Origin of the sequence: Sphaerisporangium sp. NPDC051017, assembly GCF_040683095.1 — a bacterium.
GTDB lineage: Bacteria > Actinomycetota > Actinomycetes > Streptosporangiales > Streptosporangiaceae > Sphaerisporangium.
The window spans coordinates 54,098-69,038 of the sequence record NZ_JBFBCI010000037.1 but is presented as its reverse complement, the minus strand read 5'-3'; the positions used below and the strand labels follow the sequence as shown (position 1 = coordinate 69,038).

Below are 14,941 nucleotides of genomic sequence, written 5' to 3'. Positions count from 1 at the left end.
CCTAGTCCGCCCCGGCCACCCGCCCGCGCGTGCGAGGCTGGACCTGTGGACAATCGCGCGTCATCCACAGCCGAAGGGCTTCCGGGCCTGCGGCTGCCGAGCCCGATGGAAGAGGTCGACGACCCGAGGCTCGGCGGCGTCCGCCTGTTCCTCAAACGGGACGATCTCCTCCATTCCGACCTGCCGGGGAACAAGTGGCGCAAGCTCAAGGACAACCTGGCCGAGGCGGCGCGGCAGGGGGCGCACACCCTGCTGACCTTCGGCGGCGCCTACTCCAACCACGTCCGCGCCATGGCCGCCGCCGGCCGTCACTTCGGCTTCGCGACGATCGGCGTGATCCGCGGCGAGGAGCACCTGCCGCTCAACCCCTCCCTCGCGTACGCCGTGGCGCGAGGGATGCGGCTGGCCTACCTGGACCGCACGACCTACCGCGCGAAGAACGACCCCGAGGTCATCGCCCGCTTGCGTGAGGAGCACGGCGATTTCCATCTGATCCCCGAGGGCGGCAGCAACGCCTGGGCGGTACGAGGGTGCGCCGAGCTGCCCGCGGAGGTCACCGCCCAGCTCGGCGGCGACGGCTACGACGTGATCTGCTGCGCGTGCGGCACCGGCGGGACGCTCGCGGGCATCGCCGCGGGCCTGCCCCCCGGCCGCCGTGCCCTGGGGTTCTCGGTGCTGAAGGGCGGGGAGTTCCTGGCGGGCGAGGTGGAGCGGCTGCGCCGCGAGGCGTACGGCACGTCCTCGCCGAACTACACCCTGGAACACGGCTTCCACTTCGGCGGCTACGCCCGGATCCCCGCCGAGCTGGACGATTTCGCCCGTGACTTCGCCGCCCGGCACGGCCACGTCCTGGAGCGGATCTACGTCGCCAAGATGCTCTACGGCGTCTTCGCCCTCGCCGCGCGCGGCGCCTTCGCGCCGGGGACGCGGATCGTCGCGGTCGTGACCGGTGGCGCGGCGCCCTGGGACGACACCGGCGGGCGAACGCGCGGAATCGGCGGGAAACCTGGGAAAGCTGGGAACTGACGGAAAGTTGGGAGTCGGAACGGAGGAAAGATGGTAACGGTCGCAAAATGATGTAAGCGGTTTGCAGCCGTTGCGACCTATGATTGCGCCGTGACTCGGCGACTTGCGGAAGTGGCGAAGAAGGTCGGCGTCAGCGAGGCGACCGTGAGCCGCGTGCTCAACGGCAAGCCGGGGGTGGCGGAGGCGACCCGCGCGGCCGTCCTGACCGCCCTGGACGTCCTCGGTTACGAACGCCCGACGCAACTGCGCGGCGAGCGGGCCCGGCTCGTCGGCCTCGTGCTGCCCGAGCTGGGCAACCCGATCTTCCCCGCGCTCGCGGAGGTCGTCGGCGGCGCCCTCGCCCAGCAGGGCTTCACCCCCGTGCTGTGCACCCGCACCGCAGGCGGGCTCTCAGAGGCCGACTACGTCGAGATGCTGCTGGAGCAGCAGGTGTCCGGCGTCGTCTTCGCCGGCGGGCACTACGCCGAGGCCGACGCCCCCCACGAGCACTACTACCGCCTGCTGGAGCTGCGCCTGCCCGTCGTGCTGGTCAACGCCGCCACCGACAGCCTCGGCTTCCCCCAGGTCTCCACCGACGACGCCGTGGCGGTCGAACAGGCGTTCGGCCACCTCGCCTCGCTAGGCCACGAGCGCATCGGCCTGGTGCTCGGCCCGGACGACCACATCCCCTCACGCCGCAAGATGGCCGCCTTCATGGCCTCCGCCAAGGCCGCCGGCCTCCCGGCGGGCCCTGAGTGCGTCGAGCACACGCTTTTCTCCCCCGAGGGCGGCCAGGCCGTCACCACCAGGCTGCTCAAGCGCGGCGTCACCGGCATCATCTGCGCCAGCGACCCCCTCGCGCTCGGGGCCGTGCGCGCGGTGCGCCGCTTCGGCATGTCGGTACCCGAGGACGTCTCCGTGGTCGGCTTCGACGACTCCGCCTTCATGAACTGCACCAACCCGCCGCTGACCACCGTCCGCCAGCCCATCGAGGCCATGGGCAGGACCGCCGTCACCCTGCTGGTCGGCCAGATCGAGGGCGCCTCGGTCACCGCCGAGGAGCTTCTTTTCGAGCCGGAGCTGGTCGTGCGGGGGTCCACCGCCCCCGCCCATAACCCGCCGGCCGCGCTGGTGGACCAGGGGCACGGCGCGCGCGGCCGTACTTAGAACGTGACACAGGGCGCGTAAGGTGACACGGCGGGCCCCACCCCGGCGGGCGTCCCTGGTCACAGAAGGAAAGGCAGGTGTCATGTCGCCCGATCGTCGCATCCTGTTCGTCCATGCCCATCCCGACGACGAGTCGATCGGCACCGGCGCGACGATGGCGAGGTACGCGGCCGAGGGCGCCCACGTCTGCCTGGTGACCTGCACGCTCGGCGAAGAGGGCGAGGTCATCCCGCCCGAGCTGCGCCACCTGGCCGCCGACCGCGAGGACCGGCTGGGGGAGTACCGCGCCGTCGAGCTGGCCCGCGCGTGCGCGGCGCTGGGCGTCGCCGACCACCGCTTCCTCGGCGGGGCCGGGCGCTGGCGCGACTCGGGCATGATGGGCGCGCCCACCAACGAGGACCCGGACTGCTTCTGGCAGGCCGACCTCGACCTCGCGGCGGCCGAACTGGTCGGCGTCATCCGCGAGGTGTGCCCGCAGGTCGTCGTGACCTATGACGACAACGGCTACTACGGCCACCCCGATCACATCCAGGCCCACCGCGTCGCGTGGCGCGCCTTCGAGAAGGCCGCCGACCCGTCCTTCGGCGAGGGCGAGCCGTGGACCCCGTCCCGCTTCTACGCCACCGCCATGCCCCTGTCGATCCTGGAGCGGGGCGTGGACGCGGGCCCGTTCGAGCGCCTGAGGTCCGTGGAGGAGTTCGGCTTCGGCGTCCCCGACGCCCAGGTGACCACGCGCATCGGCGCGGGCCCCCACCTGGAGGCCAAGCGCGCCGCCCTCCGCGCCCACCGCACGCAGATAACCGTCAAGGGCGACTACTTCGCCCTGTCCAACGACATCGGCCAGCCCCTCTTCCCGGCCGAGTACTACACCCGCCTCGCCGGCCCCGAGGGCCCCACGGACGAGACCGCCCACGAGACGGACCTCTTCGCCTGACGGCACGAACCCGGCATCTGCCGAGCTGCCTATTCGAGGACGGCACGACTCGACTCCCTTTTTTCGCGGTATAACTAGGGAGTGGTCGAGTGAGGAGGGGATCTCGATGACCGCCGTCAAGGTCCGCAAGGCGATGGCTCACGCGGGCAAGGAGAAGAAGACCCGGGCCGCCGCCTCCGTGCAGCCGCGCCATGCCGTCGCCATGGCCGCGGACGCCTTGCGCACCAAGGAAGCCGAGGAACGCGCTGCTCTGGCCCTGTTCGACCAGGCCGGCAAGCTGGACAAAGTGGCTTCGAACACACACGAGACCGATACGCGCGACGCGGTCAGGGAAGTGGTCGCCGACCTACTGGCTCGAGCCGAGCCCGTCCGGGTCGCCACCGCGTCGAAGATTCTCGAGCTCGACATGAAGACCGTGCGAGCCTGGGTCAAAGAGGGGGTGCTCACCTCGGTCCAGGCGAAGCCCCGGCTGATGCTCGACGCGGAGCGCTTGTACGCCGTGGCGACCCTCGTCCGCGACCTCCGGGAGGCCGGGCGCTCCCGGAATCTCCTTCAGGCGGTATGGCGGCGTCTGGAGGACGACGGACTGCTGGAGAGTGACGAACTGGCCGAGGGCCTTGAGCAGATGCGGAAGGGCGCGGGCCGTCCGTGGCGCGAGATCAGGGCCGAGTGGAGTTCGAAGGATCCGGGACTGTTCGCCGATGAAGACTGAGGTCTTTTGATCAGTAGGTTCAGGGTTCGAGTCCCTGGCGCCCCACCAGCCAACACTCCATCTGACCTGGGGTTTGTCGGTCGAGATGGGTCTTAGGGGGAGAAGTTGATCGCGGTTGGTTGCTCGTTCGCGTGCTGCCGGTCGGGCCATCGGACTTCGGCATCGGATTCCTGCACCGGCCGGGCACACGGTAGGTCATTAAGAGCCCATCTGTCAGACCAGACCACGAAGAGGCTCTGGCACTAATTTCGGAATCAGTGCCAGAGCCCAAAGTGGAGCGCCGTTGACACCCGGCGTGGACACGAGTCCTTTGGCGTTCCCGGCGACAGACAGCCGGTGGTCCCATCGCGTACGCTTCACCCGAATGGTGCACCCGATTCTGTTATGGATTTGATCTAGGCAATCGCATCCTTGTAGATCAGGCGCACCTTCTTCATATCAACGATCCTATCCGGCCTTCAGCGCTGAATAGCGGAGGTTACTGCACTGCGCATCACGCGTTCGAGGTCCTCCACGAAGCCATGCAGGGCGGCGCCGCAGGAGAACCATCGAGAAAGGATCACCGCAGGCTGCTGCGGATCGGCCTGCCGGTCGGCGAGCTACCGGTTTTCCTGAATTCTCGGCAAACACGTAACTATCAGAAGTACTGTTGCTACCGCGATGGCACCACACGACCACCACACAGCCGCAACTGAGCAGATCGGCATCGATTTCGGCTCAGGCCGTGAAAGCATCACGCTCAAGGAGCGCTTCGACCCATTCGTCGCGCCGCTTGCAGTCGACGCGGGTGCGGTCACGAAAGACCCTCAGGCGCTCGAGATCGCTCGCGCGGTGTACGCGGCTTTCGGCGACCTCGACAACGGCTCCGGCTTGACACGCAACGAGTTGATCGCGGCCTGTGTGCCCCGCTTCTCCTCTGCCAATGTGGCCAGCCGGATCAACGTGTTCATCGGAACGCGCATGCTTCTCGCCAACGACAGCCCCGACCGCCAGCATCAGGAGCGCTACCGCATCAATGACATGAGCGCGGTCGCACTGCTCGTGTTTGGTCGCCTCGATCGCGAGGGCGGGATCGAGGAGATCACCCTGTTGCTCAGTCGCACGACTCGCGAGATTGAGGATGGGCTGCTGACCGAGGCCGAGGTCAGCGAGCGGATCACGGAGGCGCGGCAGGCTCTGGCGGTTACCACCACCAATCTCCTTCGCTTAGTACGCGATCGAACTATTGAGGAACTCCTGGAGGAACGCAGAAGCCAACGATCGGCCGCAGCTCTGTTGACGGAAGCCAAGACGCTTGTCACGGTCGTAGCGGACCGATTTCACCAGCAGATGGGAGCGGGGCAGCGTCTTATCAGGGCCGCCTCCCGTTACTGCGAGGCGGTTGGAGAGCTGTGGGACCGGTTGGTCCGCCTCGCCAGCACGCGCCGAGACTTCTCGATGCTCTCTCCGGAGCAGTACCGGACGGCAGCTCAACGATCGAGTGCGGAACGGTTGGCCGAAGTCTTCTCCCGAACGGTATTCGACCCGCCGAGCCTCACCACCAACGCCGAGCGCCTGATCGACGCAGTCGATGAATACCGTCCCAGGCCACCCCGACGTCGACCACCGCCCTCCGCAGCTAGCCCATCTGACCGCGACCCGGTCTCCGAAGCTCGGCAGCGAGCGGAGCTGGCTCGCGCACGGCGAATCGCCAACATCGAGAGGGCTCTTCAAGGACGCAACGAGGTTGATCTGACCGACATCATCAGAGCGGCGGGTCGGCCAGGCGCCATCCAACTTGTCGTTCAAGTTCTCCTGGCGTCAGCAGCACCCGACATTCCGCTAACCGCGACCCTCTCCACGGCGATCCTGACCGACCCTGTGGCGACGGTCTCCTTCGTCACACCTGTCTGGGTACACCGTGGCCATGAGCCTTCGCCCGTGGAGGTGACGACCACCGATGTCGCTGGACGATGACTCTGCGTATCTGCTTGCCAAGATGCGCGTGACGAGAACGCTGCCGTATCCCAGAAGCGCTCGCGAACTGGGCGATCTCCATGCTGCCGCCAACCAGGTAGGCCAGGTGCTGACGGAAGTCCGCGACGAGTGTGACGCTCGAGCCCTGATCGTCTCCTGGCTGGGTGCGCGGGAACTGCTTGGGCAAGAGACGCACGAGCCCTACTTTCGGCGGCCGACATCGACCCAGTTGTACGTTCTCGCCGCGTGTGTCCGCTGGTGCTGGCCGGACCCCAACAAACCTCTTTATCCTGGTGCGCCTGCCGCTGAGTCGGAAATACTCGACTCGCTGCAGGCGATGCCCTTCACAGGGTCCAGTCAGCGGATGAGGGGGATTCATCGAGCCGCGCTGCGTCGGCTGACGGTGTGCGGCCTTGTCTGGCGATCCGCAGAAGGCGGGCTAGTCAAGCTGGGACCGGCTATCGCACTGTGGTCTGAGGACGACGTAGCTGCTCTTCGCGCGGAGTACCATCGCCTGCCTGGTCCGGAGGGTTTCTAATGCCGGCGTCATTGGCTCTGCTCTCCGAGCGTCGCCAGGCTCAAGTACACGCCGCAGTGGCCGCGCTGGACAATGCACAGAGTCCGATTCCGACACACCTTTTCCCCGCTCTGGCGGAACCTGCGCTGCGTTGCGTGGTCGAAGACGTCCTTGCTGCCTCTGGCCGGGTCTTGATCACTTGTCCGAATGGCCTGATCTCGGGCTATAGCGACGCCATCGCTGCCCGGCTCGCCGAGGAAGGCCTCGGCGTTTTGCCGGAGATCGATCGCGCCGTACTCGCCGTGATTCTGATCTTCAGCGTGGCCATTCCCCGAGCTGAGGGAGAGCTTCCCCCAGAGGCGCCCTGGACGAATGGCCGACCAGTCCCCGACGAGCAGTTCGACGGGATCGCTATACGACCTGGTCAGGTTGCGCAGTCGCTTCAGCGCCTCACCGACGCGGATCTCATCCGCGTGATACCCGGCAAGGGTCGCGTTCTCGGCTCTCAGTTCCACAGACTGACTCCGCAAGCAACCACGTTCCTGTTCGAGCAGTTGGTGTTGCTCGCCGATCCGTACGGTTCACTGGCCGACTCGATTAAACGCCGACGTACGCATCAACGTCGGACGACGAGGCCGTGGCTGATCTGGAAGCTGCCCTCGATGGAGAAGGAGACCGGCACCACCAGCACGGCTATGTACCCGTATACCCCGACCAGCTCGCCCACCGTGATGGCCCCCTCGGCTGCCAGCCGGGCGCCCAGCCAGGTGACGGCGGCCAGGAACAGGGCGGGCAATCCGGCGCCCAGCGCGCCGATCCAGCTCGTCAGCGACGCCACCCGGTAGCCCTGCTCGCGCAGGCTCGCCGAGTCGGCGCGGTACCGCGCGGCGTAGGTGCCCTTGCCGCCGAAGGCGTTGAGCACCCGAAGCCCCTCGATCAGGTCGACCAGGCGGGTGGTCAGCCTGCCCTGGGCCTCGCGATAGCCGTTCTGCACCTTCATCAGCCGCCCGAGCAGCGGGCCGAGCAGGATCGCCAGCAGCGGCACGCCCAGCAGCACCACCACGGCCAGCACCACGGAGACCTGCAGCAGCAGCGCCGCCACCACGCCGTAGCTGATCACCGCGCCCACGCCGGGGCCGGTCACCGTCAGCGAGGCGGCGATGGTGATGACGTCGCCGATGCCGATCGTCACCACGTCGCCCGTCGAAGCGCGCTTGGGCAGGTCGGCGCCCAGCTTGTTGATCTGCTCGACCAGGGCGCGCACGGTGCGGAAGTTGGCGTCCATCCGGATCTTGGTCATCGTGCGGTGCCGCAACATCGCCAGCCAGGCGTTGACCAGGCCCGCGCCGAGCAGCGCCAGCACCCAGCCGGGCGCCAGGTTGTCGTCGATCGCCCTGGACAGCAGGTACGGCGGGAGCGTCAGGCCCACCATCCAGAGGGTTCCCAGCGTCGCGCCCAGCGCGACCCGGCCCTTCTGCGCCCAGGCCAGCCAGCACAGATACCGAGCCGCCTTCATGGTGATCACGCTAGAGCATGGCTTCGGCGCATTTGCCCGCCCTGGAGCGGCCGTTCGTAGCGGCTGACCCAGGTGATCGGTCCCTCCTTGTCGCGCTGCCCGGGCGCGCCCGTGACCCATCCCCGAGTCGTCGCCTGCGACTCCAAGATGGCCGCCTCATTCGTATTCGATAAGCCCTTCCTCCTGTGCCCATCGCCTGAAACCACCGGAACCGAAGGGGAGGAAGTACTCGCCCGAAATTAGATCATCGGCAAGCGCCTCCACCATAGGCACAGTCAGTTGTCCTTCTCTGATCGCACTGCAGAGCAGCGGGAGAGTGGCTGTGACCCGGATGCCTTCCTCTTCGGCGATGGTGCGGGGAACGCTGTCATCAAGCACTATCTCAAACCCGCGGGTCTTTCCGAGAGCGAGCACGCCGCATTCGCCGCGGTTCCGTCCATCGGCGACAAGTCGCTGCTCATAGGCCGCAAAGGCAATCATGAAGCCTATGTCGTTGCTGCGGTCAACACTGATCCAGCCTGCGTCAAGGACCTGGTGCAAGGCGGGGGTGATCATGGACCTGGTTCTTGAGTTCGTGTTCGACGCTCTCCGGGACGATGACGAGGCGGTCGCCGGCGAGGAACTTCAAAACGCCCAACCACCCATTCACAGCGAAGTGCCGCAGCGGACCAGTATCGAAAACTAATGCGTTCGACGATGGTGTCACGACACAAACTTCCAGATCTCGTCTTCCCTGCGTTTCCGGCGCGGGGGTAGGTCGTATTCAGTAAAGGTGTCATGGAGTAGTTCAAGCGCGCGTTCCTGGCTGATCCGTTCGTCACGAAAGGTGCGCAGGACCGCCTTCTGATACGAAACGGGCAGGCTAGTTCCTTCAAGGTCGGCTGAAACAATTAGCCCGAATTCCACGATATCGGCACGAGTGGTGGTGACGCGGCGGATCAGTGCAGCGGCTTCTCCATCAACGAGATCCAACTCTTCCAGCCTTCTGGCGAGTGTCGCCATATCGACCCGAAACTTGCTGGCAAGCAGCACGGCGGCTACGCGAAGTTCGCGCGACTCATACTCAGCCCACGCAGCCCGCACGCCACGCTCGGGCAGCAGCAGCGACCGCGCAAACCCGTCCAGGCGTGTCTCAATGTCACTGCCCTGTCGGTCAGCGACTCTCCAGTCGATGGTGTACTCGTCAGCGATCAGGTAGTGACCCAACTCGTGAGCCGCTGCAAGGCGGCGGCGTCCCACCTTGTTGTGGCTGTTCACCAGACTCACCCCGCCGCGGCGGAGCAAGATCGTCCCGGCATCGGCTGTATCCACTCCCAGATCAACGGAGAAGATCAAGAGGCCGATCGCGGCAGCCTTCCCGACCAGGTCGCGTACGGGATCAGTGTCGGTGAGGCTGAGCATGGTCCGCGCGGCGACCGTGAGAGCGTCGGCGTCCGATGATGTTCTGGGGGGAGGAGACGGCACAATGTCATCTCCAGGCAGCGCGAGTTCGTCAGGGGCCAGTTCATTAACGAATTCAACGTCAGCAGCGATATTCGCCAGAAGTCTGTCAATCTTCGAGTCGGCCGTGTCCAGGCCCTGACCAGAGCGATGAGAGACCAGCGCCGGAATCGGCTCCGAGAGGAACGAGTACATACTTACGCCAAGAAACGCCGCGATATCCGACAGCTCAAGAGCGCTGACCTTGCGGATGCCACATTCGATCTTGTTCACTGCTGTTCGCTCAAGGCCCATGAGCTGAGCAAGTTCGCCCTGCTTCAAACCAGCCCGCTCACGCGCCTCCCGGACTCTGGCACCAAGCGTCTTCTCGTCGACCTCAGCCATGTGTACGATTTTCGCACACATGGAGGCCAGAGGCACGCATGCGGTCGTGGTAGATGCTGCGCCACCGGGCACGGGCTCGGCTACGGCACCTGGGATTATCGCGGGGCACGGCTACAGACAGCCGGGGGCTCAGTACTCACCGAACACCGCTCCTCGACGATCACTGTGAGGGACTTCGTTCGTTACGCCGCTGCCCGAGGGCGTTCAGGCGCCGACGACGCTGAGAAATCCGCTGGGAACGCGGTACGGCCCGCGTCCTGGTGGGGAGTGCGGGCCGTACCTGGGGAGGGGGCTGCGGGCGGCCGGTGACAGGAGGCCGGCGCGGGACCCGGGGGCGGAGGGTCAGGGGACCTGGAGGGTCACCAGGGGGAGGGGGCCGGGGGCGCCACGACCGGGGGACGGTCGTCGCAGGTGATGGTGTTCGGCAGTTCCCAGGGCGCGAGCCACGGGCCGGTGGTGCCGCCGCCGTCGTTGCCGCCGAGGTCCACCAGGGAGAACTCCGAGCCGGTCGGCGGGAAGTTGAACGACCCGCAGTTGTTGACGCCGACCGCGCCGACGTTGCGGGCGTCCACGTTCTCGAAGGTCGCCGAGCCCTTCACGCGGGCGCTGACCACCGAGGTTCCCGTGCCGTCGACCCGGATGTCCTTGAAGTGGACGTTCGTGATCGAGTACTGGTCCTTCACCGGCCAGTCGCTGACCATCATGATCGCGTTGTAGGTGTTGTCGAGGAAGTGGTCCCCGACGACCTGGATGTCGGCGTCGATGCTCTTCTCCAGCGCGAACAGCCAGATCGCGCCGAGGCCGATGTTCCAGTTCAGCTCGTAGGTACCGGCGCGGACCGTGGTGTTGTTCGTGATCCACAGGTGCCCGGCGAACGCCTCGGCGCCGAAGCGGGACCCGGCGTGGATGCCGCTGCCCTCGCGGGTCGGGTCGGCGACCAGGTTGCCCGAGACGGTGTTGTCCGTGCCGCCGTAGATCGCGATGCCGTTGGCGAGGACCGGGGTCTGCACGGTGTTGTGGTCGAAGGTGTTGCCGACGTTGGCGGTCTTCTCCGACCACATGGCCAGGCCGTCGTCGCCGGTGTTGCGGACGAAGGTGTTCGACACCGACGACCTGGTGACGCCGGTGTGGAAGTTGATGGCGTCGGCGATCTGGTCGACGATGACGCTGTTCTTGATCTTCAGGATGGTCATCGGGCCGTCGAACCACATGCCGACCTTGGTGTGGCGGATGTAGAGGCCGTCGATGGTCGAGTCGCTCAGCGCGCCGCCGATGCCGTTGACCTGGTCGGTGTCGATGCGCTCGCGGACATCGCCCTGGATCGTGAAGCCGGACAGGTGGACGTTCCTGCTGCCGCCCGCCGAGGCGTCCTTGCCGTAGAAGCCGACGCCGGTGTGCACCGAGCCGTCGGGGGCCGGCGTGGGCAGGGCCACCTCGCGGCCCTTGATGATCGTGTACCAGTTGCCTGCGCCCTCGATCGTCACGTCGTCGACGATGATGTGGCGGTTCACCTGGAAGGTGCCCGGCGGGACGTACACCTTGAGGTTGTTGCGCCTGGCGAAGGCGATCGCCTTGTCGAACGCGTCGGCGGAGTCGCGCCGGCCGAGCGGGTCGGCGCCGAACGCCAGCACGTTGGCCGCGACGACCCTCACGTGCGGCGCGCCGACGAGCTCGGAGTCGAGCAGGTCCACGACCGTCCACGCGGCGTTGCTTCCGGCCGGGACCGTGAGCCGCACCTTGTCACCGGCGCGGTAGGTCTTGCCGAGCGGCAGGCGCTGCTCGTCGTAGAAGTGGCTCGGGCGGAACGGCTTGGTGATCGCCGGCGGGGGCGTCGTGGCGTTCGGGACGCACTGGCACTCGGTGATCCACCAGTCCGGGTGCAGCAGGTCGGCGTTCGGGTCGTTGGCGAACGGGTACTGGTTGTACAGCCACGCGTACTGCGAGGTGAGGGTGAGGGTCTGCTTGGCCCCGCCGTTCACCGTCACGTTCAGCGGCGCGGTGATGCCGCCGCCGTTCGGCGCGTCCGGGATGCTGTAGCGCACGGTGATCGCGTTGGCCGCGCTCGGCAGCGTGAACTCGACGTACTGGCCGGGCGTCAGCTTGACCGCCTTACGGCCGGAGGCCTCCGACGGCAGCGTGTACGCCGTGCGGTCCGGGCCGATGACCATGCCGTTGGTCGTCGCGTTCTCCGCCTCCTGCTCGGCGAAGGCGACGGAGGCCCCACGGCCCGCGACGAGCGCGGGGTCGAGGGCGGCGCGGGTCACTGTGGGGGTCACGGCGGGGGAGGCGGCGAAGGACTCGCGCGCCGACTGGGACGGGGACTGGGCGTTCGCGGCCGTAGTGAGCCCCGCGAGCGCCAGCGCGGCACAGGCCACCACGGCGGGCAGCCTGAAGACAGCTCCTTGCATGGGGGTGAACTCGCCTTCTCAGGAGTGGCGGACGGAGAAGGGCCGGTCCGGGCGGGACCGGCCCGTGGTGGAGGGACGGTGAAGACAGAGGGCGTCCGTGTCCCCGAGAAGACGGCCGGCCCTGCGTGGCGGACGGGGTGCGGGTCGTGCGGACATCGTGCGGACGTGTGGCGCGCGTCGGTCGGACGCGGGCCGGACGTCGGTCGGATGTCGTGCGGACAGGGTCTTGCCGGCTCAGGCGGTGCGCAGCCAGACGGCGGTGTCGGTGGGGAGCAGTTCGCCCTCCAGCGGCCCGCTCGCCAGGACGACGCCCTGGTTCTCGGGCAGCGCGACCGGCTCGGCGCCGAAGTTGACCACGCAGGCCAGCCCCGATTCGCGGGTGAAGGCGATCACGTTCTCGCCTGCGTCCAGCCAGCGCAGCGCCCCGTCGCCGAGCTTGCCGCGGCGGACGCGCAGGCCGGCGCGGTACAGGCACAGCATGGACGCGGGGTCGGCGTCCTGCGCCTCGGCGGTCAGGGTGCCCCAGGAGGCGGGCTGTGGCAGCCACGGCGTTCCGGTGCCGTTGCCGAACGGCGCCTCCTGTCCCGACCAGGGGAGCGGCACGCGGCAGCCGTCCCGGCCGGGCACGGTGTTCTTCGACCGGGTCCAGATCGGGTCCTGGCGCAGCTCGCCGGGGATGTCGTCGACCTCCGGCAGCCCGAGCTCCTCGCCCTGGTACACGTACAGGCTGCCCGGCAGGGCCATGGCCAGCAGCGCCGCCGCCCGGGCCCGGCGCTCGCCGAGTACCAGGTCGGACGGGACGCCGTCCCGGCGGTCGGCGTGGCTGAAGGCGGTGTTCTCGCGGCCGTACTTGGTGACCGGGCGCGGGACGTCGTGGTTGGACAGCACCCAGGTCGGCGGCGCGCCGATCGGCAGGTGCGAGGTCAGCGTCATGTCGATCGACTCGCGCAGCTCCCGCGCGTCCCAGGGGCGGGACATGAAGTCGAAGTTGAACGCCGTGTGCATCTCGTCGGGGCGCAGGTAGAGCGCGAACCGCTCCTGGTCGGGCAGCCACACCTCGCCGATCAGGATGCGCTCGCCCTCGTACTCGTCGGCGATGCGCCGCCAGCCGCGGTAGATGTCGTGGACGCCGTCGTGGTCGGTGTAGGACTCCTCCTCGCTGGTGAAGTCCTTGATCAGCACGGCGGCGGAGTCGATGCGGATGCCGTCCACGCCCCGGTCGAACCAGAACCGCAGGACGTCGTGGAACTCCTCGATGACCTCCGGGTTGGTCCAGTTGAAGTCCGGCTGCTCGGGGGCGAACAGGTGGAGGTACCACTGGCCGTCGGGCACCTGCGTCCACGCGGGCCCGCCGAAGATGGACTTCCAGTCGTTGGGCGGCAGCCCCTCGCCCCGGCCCTCGGTGAACCAGAACCGCGCGCGTTCGGGCGAGCCCGGGCCGGCGGCCAGCGCCTGGACGAACCATTCCTGCTGGTCGGAGCCGTGGTTCGGGACGATGTCGATGATCGTCCTGATGCCCATTGCGTGCGCTTCCTGGATGAACTTCTCCGCCTCGGCGAGCGTGCCGAAGGCCGGCTCGATGTCGCGGTAGTCCGCCACGTCGTAGCCGCCGTCCGCCATGGGGGAGGGGTACCAGGGGTTGAGCCAGACGGCGTCGACACCGAGATCGGAGAGGTACGGAAGACGGGACCGCAGGCCGGCCAGGTCGCCGATGCCGTCGCCGTTGCCGTCGGCGAAGCTGCGCAGGTAGACCTGGTAGATCGCGGCTCCCCGCCACCACGTTTCGGACATGCTGGAATCTCTCCTTACAGATTCGGTGTACGGCTCACGCCGCCGCGTCGGGCGGCCCGGCCGTGTGTACGGCTGCGCGTGGGCGTTGTAGGGCCGGCCCCGGGTCATCCCTTGAGGCTTCCGGCGGTCAGGCCCGCCATGATGCTGCGCTGGAAGATGAAGAAGACCACGATGGCCGGGATGCTCGCGATGACGAGCGCCGCCATGAGCACGTTCTGCGGCATCTGCGCCGACAGAGAGGAGATGCCCACGCTGATCGACATCTTGTCGGTGTCGGGCAGCACGAGCAGTGGCCAGACGAAGTCCTTCCAGACGTTCACGACTGCCAGGATGGAGACCACGCCGATGATCGGCCGGGATACCGGGAGCACGATCGACCACAGGATCCGCACCGGACCGGCGCCGTCGATCTCGGCCGCCTCCAGCAGTTCCCGGGGGATCGAGTCGAAGAATCGCTTGAGCAGGAAGATGAAGAACCCGTTGGCGGCGGCGGGCAGCCAGATCGCCCACGGGGTGTTGAGGAGGTTGAACCCGAAGATCGGGAGGTCCTTGACGGTCAGGTACGCCGGCAGCAGGATCACCATCGGCGGGATCATGAGCGTCGAGAGCATCAGGGCGAGCACGAGCTTGCCGAGCACCGGTCGCAGCTTCGACAGCGCGTACGCCGCCGTCACGTCGATGGCCAGCGTGAAGAACCAGGCGCCCGCCGCGTAGATCAGCGTGTTGCGCAGGAACAGTCCGAGGTCGAGCTGGTCCCACGCCTCCTTGTACACCCCGAAGTCGACGGACTTGGGGAAGAACGTGGGCGGCATCTGGGCGAACTCGTCGGCCGACTTGAGCGCCCCGGTGACCATCCAGTACAGGGGGAACACGAAGACCGCGGTGAAGAGCGCCACGACGGTGATCAGAACGATCCAATAGATCACCTTGCCGTGCGGGGTGCTCAGCGTCTGCGGCGACACGACGCCGCGGAACCGGCGCTGGGGCTCCCTGGCCCGCTTGCGTCGTCGTTCTGCTGCACGGGGGCCGGGCGTCTGCGGGGCCCCCGGCCCGGCGGGGCGGCTCGGGCGCACCTCACTGCCCGCCGACCGGACGGTGCTGTTCGACATCG

Annotated in this window: 13 protein-coding genes; 6 read left to right on the top strand and 7 right to left on the bottom strand. The window is 67.6% G+C overall.

Annotation, left to right across the window (positions count from 1 at the left end; translation table 11 throughout):
- Nucleotides 1-45 precede the first annotated feature (45 nt).
- The 5 genes from AB0M95_RS26125 (at nucleotide 46) to AB0M95_RS26105 (ending at nucleotide 5,774) form a co-directional block, all read left to right on the top strand.
- Nucleotides 46-1,026 (top strand): pyridoxal-phosphate dependent enzyme, encoded by a 981-nt coding sequence (locus AB0M95_RS26125; RefSeq protein ID WP_363769623.1) that lies wholly within the window; start codon nucleotides 46-48, stop codon nucleotides 1,024-1,026.
- A gap of 90 nt (nucleotides 1,027-1,116) precedes the next feature.
- Nucleotides 1,117-2,172 carry a LacI family DNA-binding transcriptional regulator gene (locus tag AB0M95_RS26120; RefSeq protein ID WP_363769620.1) on the top strand — a complete coding sequence of 352 codons (1,056 nt, stop codon included), beginning with the start codon at nucleotides 1,117-1,119 and terminating at the stop codon, nucleotides 2,170-2,172.
- An 82-nt stretch (nucleotides 2,173-2,254) separates the two neighbouring features.
- Nucleotides 2,255-3,106 (top strand): N-acetyl-1-D-myo-inositol-2-amino-2-deoxy-alpha-D-glucopyranoside deacetylase, encoded by an 852-nt coding sequence (mshB, locus tag AB0M95_RS26115; protein ID WP_363769617.1) that lies wholly within the window; start codon nucleotides 2,255-2,257, stop codon nucleotides 3,104-3,106.
- A gap of 106 nt (nucleotides 3,107-3,212) precedes the next feature.
- Nucleotides 3,213-3,818, top strand: a complete 606-nt coding sequence (locus AB0M95_RS26110) for a hypothetical protein (protein ID WP_363769614.1) — start codon at nucleotides 3,213-3,215, stop codon at nucleotides 3,816-3,818.
- A gap of 660 nt (nucleotides 3,819-4,478) precedes the next feature.
- Nucleotides 4,479-5,774, top strand: a complete 1,296-nt coding sequence (locus tag AB0M95_RS26105) for a hypothetical protein (RefSeq protein ID WP_363769611.1) — start codon at nucleotides 4,479-4,481, stop codon at nucleotides 5,772-5,774.
- 546 nt (nucleotides 5,775-6,320) lie between these two features.
- On the opposite strand, the gene AB0M95_RS26100 is transcribed toward AB0M95_RS26105, so the two are convergent.
- From AB0M95_RS26100 to AB0M95_RS26090, 3 genes are all read right to left on the bottom strand, one after another.
- Nucleotides 6,321-6,806, bottom strand: a complete 486-nt coding sequence (locus AB0M95_RS26100; protein WP_363769608.1) for a hypothetical protein — start codon at nucleotides 6,804-6,806, stop codon at nucleotides 6,321-6,323.
- Nucleotides 6,807-6,907: 101 nt separating this feature from the next.
- Complete coding sequence (locus AB0M95_RS26095) at nucleotides 6,908-7,807, bottom strand: ABC transporter transmembrane domain-containing protein (RefSeq protein WP_363769606.1); 900 nt, start codon at nucleotides 7,805-7,807, stop codon at nucleotides 6,908-6,910.
- 156 nt (nucleotides 7,808-7,963) lie between these two features.
- Nucleotides 7,964-8,362: a hypothetical protein gene (locus tag AB0M95_RS26090; RefSeq protein WP_363769603.1), complete on the bottom strand. Its 399-nt coding sequence runs from the start codon at nucleotides 8,360-8,362 to the stop codon at nucleotides 7,964-7,966.
- Between AB0M95_RS26090 and AB0M95_RS26085 the strand changes: the two genes are divergently transcribed.
- Complete coding sequence (locus tag AB0M95_RS26085) at nucleotides 8,361-8,492, top strand: hypothetical protein (protein ID WP_363769600.1); 132 nt, start codon at nucleotides 8,361-8,363, stop codon at nucleotides 8,490-8,492. The two genes, AB0M95_RS26090 and AB0M95_RS26085, sit on opposite strands and share 2 nt — an antisense overlap.
- A 17-nt stretch (nucleotides 8,493-8,509) precedes the next feature.
- Here AB0M95_RS26085 and AB0M95_RS26080 read toward each other — a convergent pair whose 3' ends face one another.
- From AB0M95_RS26080 to AB0M95_RS26065, 4 genes are all read right to left on the bottom strand, one after another.
- On the bottom strand, nucleotides 8,510-9,631 hold the full coding sequence (locus tag AB0M95_RS26080; protein ID WP_363769597.1) for an XRE family transcriptional regulator: 1,122 nt from the start codon (nucleotides 9,629-9,631) through the stop codon (nucleotides 8,510-8,512).
- Between the two features lie 359 nt (nucleotides 9,632-9,990).
- Nucleotides 9,991-12,039 carry a glycosyl hydrolase family 28-related protein gene (locus tag AB0M95_RS26075; RefSeq protein WP_363769594.1) on the bottom strand — a complete coding sequence of 683 codons (2,049 nt, stop codon included), beginning with the start codon at nucleotides 12,037-12,039 and terminating at the stop codon, nucleotides 9,991-9,993.
- 234 nt (nucleotides 12,040-12,273) lie between these two features.
- On the bottom strand, nucleotides 12,274-13,830 hold the full coding sequence (locus AB0M95_RS26070; protein WP_363769591.1) for an alpha-amylase family glycosyl hydrolase: 1,557 nt from the start codon (nucleotides 13,828-13,830) through the stop codon (nucleotides 12,274-12,276).
- Between the two features lie 104 nt (nucleotides 13,831-13,934).
- Nucleotides 13,935-14,939 carry a carbohydrate ABC transporter permease gene (locus AB0M95_RS26065; protein ID WP_363769588.1) on the bottom strand — a complete coding sequence of 335 codons (1,005 nt, stop codon included), beginning with the start codon at nucleotides 14,937-14,939 and terminating at the stop codon, nucleotides 13,935-13,937.
- Between the last annotated feature and the right edge of the window lie 2 nt (nucleotides 14,940-14,941).